At 44.9% G+C, this 2,876-nt stretch carries 2 protein-coding genes; both read right to left on the reverse strand.

The window, feature by feature from the left end; translation table 11 throughout:
- Positions 1–156: 156 nt before the first annotated feature.
- Positions 157–1,467, reverse strand: a complete 1,311-nt coding sequence (locus tag BUA78_RS16805) for an IS4 family transposase (RefSeq protein ID WP_072911264.1) — start codon at positions 1,465–1,467, stop codon at positions 157–159.
- A 266-nt stretch (positions 1,468–1,733) separates the two neighbouring features.
- Positions 1,734–2,876 (reverse strand): collagen-like domain-containing protein (locus BUA78_RS20320; protein ID WP_175549060.1); only part of this gene is annotated, 1,143 nt, incomplete at its 5' end.

The raw sequence follows: 2,876 nt of genomic DNA on the forward strand, positions 1-2,876 counted from the left end.
TCAATGTCATTAAGTTAAGAACTCACAGTGCCTCTGTAAAGCTAAAACCCGTGCTTGCAGAGGCACTGATTTATTATTTTAGCAATTACTGAATGTTTTAAGGCAACACAAAAACAGGTGCCCGTAAGCATCTGAAAAAGATTATATGAAATTGGTTCAGATAATTCTATAGTTAAGACTCATAGCAGAAAGATGCTTTTGATATCTTGGAAAATTTCGGCCAGTACGCACGGGTGAAGTACATCGCAAGAGCATTTGCAGCAGAACCGCTTCGCTGGTCATATTATACAAAAACTGCTTACACCACAAAAACGCAGCAGAAAAGTTTATCCGAACTTTATTATCCTTAAGATCACGAAAACGCATCAAAAGTGACGAAAAATTATATAAAATAAGCTTAGAAAACACTTCTTGAATGACAAATTGTATTTTCTTGCTGTGGATGCTGGCCAATCCGATTGTGTATTTTAACTCTCGAAATGATGTTTCTATTCCCCAACGCATTTTGTAGAGGTGTTTAATCTTTTCGGCTGGGAAATTAGCAGCTGGCAAATTTGTATATATGGTTTCATATAAACCTGATGAAATCATAAATCGCACTACACGGAAATTCAAATCATACATTTTATTTGACTTAGGCTCTATGTAGTCAAATGTTGCTTTAGGTGGAAGCCAACGGTATTTGCAAGGGTCCTGCTCAAATAATTTTCGTGTCTCTTTCGTTTGCCTACGGGTTAAGGTTATGCTCACAGGCATATCAAACTCCTTGGAATCCGGAAGTGCTATCTTTGTGATAATTCCATAGGATTCTTTGGCTCTTAATACAAAATGCCATCCCTTTTCTTTAATATGAGCCATAGTATTAAACGATTCATATCCCCGATCCGCTACAATAATAGTTTTGTCGCTTATCTCCAAACGATCTACCATTATGGCTAATGCTCGATGTTCACTCATATTTCTTTTCATTTGCAAGGATGCGTCGCTATAGACATGGCTGAGCAAGTCATATACAGCATCCAAGTGTGCAAGATTATACCCTTTTTTATCCGTTTCATTCGTTTTGATGTATGTTTCGGGATCATTTGCATTGGCTGGTAATCTTAGATCAGAACCATCAATAGCAAGGACACGGTATCCACTGTAGTATGAATTCATAGTGCATTCTTTAGCAAAGCTATGGAATATCGATTCAAATGCAGCAGGCAATAACTTGTTTCTCTGTTGAACAAATGCTGAAACAGTTGCTGTATCGGATGCATAATGGAACCAATCATACATTTCTTTGCGCAGTGTATTTCCTCCCATAGAAATCAAGAGCTGGATCATTGTATCCATGCTAAGTTTCCGATTCCTGGTAAAGTCTTTTCCAGGCCTAAGGACAAATTCATCTTTCGATTCAGTTACATGAGAGATTGCAAGCTTTAATTTTTGCTTTATTTCCTCTGGTGACCATTTTTTGTTCATTTGGAGGCCTCCTTTGAAAATGCTTTCAAGGCAAAGCCTCCGATTTTTGATAATTTGTCAAGCCTTTTTCTTTATTTTTTTACTGTCTGGTCACAAAAATAGTCCCAGTCTAATAGCAGAGCTTGCTTTGGACTGGGACTATTCTTTCTTAACTTAATGACATTGCCTGTCAAGTTGACAGTGGGCAGTTCATCCACGATTTAGGGTTACTTTTATGGTAAATACAGAGGATTTACCTATGAGCCGATGTTTGAGACAAATCAATCTCAACTGTTTTGAATCGTGACCTTTTTAACCGTTTTTGTTTCGCCCGGCATTTTGGCCAACGGTAGTGAATCCTTGACCATATACCTTATCTGCGGGGTGAATATAAATACGGGGGTATTCCCTAAGCCATCACTGAGCACCATTATGCCTGGTTCATTGATATACACCTCACCGCTTCCGGTGGTGTTTATCGCGGCACCAAAGGAAATCTGATCCCCTACCGACATGGATGACTGTACAGCAAGGATATAGTCCGTATCGCAGCCTGGAGAGTAGGGGTCGGGAGGAGTCAGATAGGTGATACTTGGGTCATACACCGAATCCGCACCAAGATATATCGCGGCAATTCTGTTTAACGATACATATCCGTAATCCGAGCCGCTCTGTATGATTAACAGTCCCGGCTCATCGGCGCTGGGAGCAGTGTATACCTCAATAGCTACCCCCGACAATGTAGCCAGCTGTTCCACAAACAAGGTCATGGTAGTGGTGGGATATAAGACCACTATCTGCTCCAGCAGATTAGCCAGCTGCCTGATGGCAAAACATCCCGTGCTGTCTGCCATCGTACCTGCAGCGCCAGTATCGCCCGTTGGGCCGGTGGGTCCAGTGTCTCCGGTAGGTCCGATAGGCCCGGTAGGCCCAGTGTCTCCAGTAGGTCCGATGGGTCCAGTAGGTCCAGTGTCACCACTAGGTCCGACAGGCCCGGTAGGTCCAGTATCACCAGTAGGTCCGACAGGTCCGCTGGGTCCAGTATCACCAGTAGATCCGACAGGGCCGGTAGGCCCAGTGTCTCCAGTAGGTCCGACAGGTCCGCTGGGTCCAGTATCACCAGTAGATCCGACAGGTCCGGTAGGTCCAGTATCACCCGTAGGTCCGATAGGCCCGGTAGGTCCAGTATCTCCGGTAGGTCCGATAGGACCGGTGGGTCCAGCATCACCCGTAGGTCCGACAGGTCCGGTGGGTCCAGTGTCTCCGGTAGGTCCGACAGGCCCGGTGGATCCAGTGTCTCCGGTAGGTCCGATAGGACCGGTGGATCCAGTGTCTCCAGTAGGTCCGATAGGCCCGGTAGGTCCAGTATCTCCCGTAGGTCCGATAGGACCGGTGGGTCCAGCATCACCCGTAGGTCCGACAGGTCCGGT

This window comes from Desulforamulus aeronauticus DSM 10349, assembly GCF_900142375.1.
Classification (GTDB): domain Bacteria; phylum Bacillota; class Desulfotomaculia; order Desulfotomaculales; family Desulfotomaculaceae; genus Desulfotomaculum; species Desulfotomaculum aeronauticum.

What these genes read in the sequence shown, in the direction of transcription:
- BUA78_RS16805 (WP_072911264.1), bottom strand. Translation starts at nt 1,467, where the DNA reads ATGAACAAAAAATGGTCACCAGAGGAAATAAAGCAAAAATTAAAGCTT.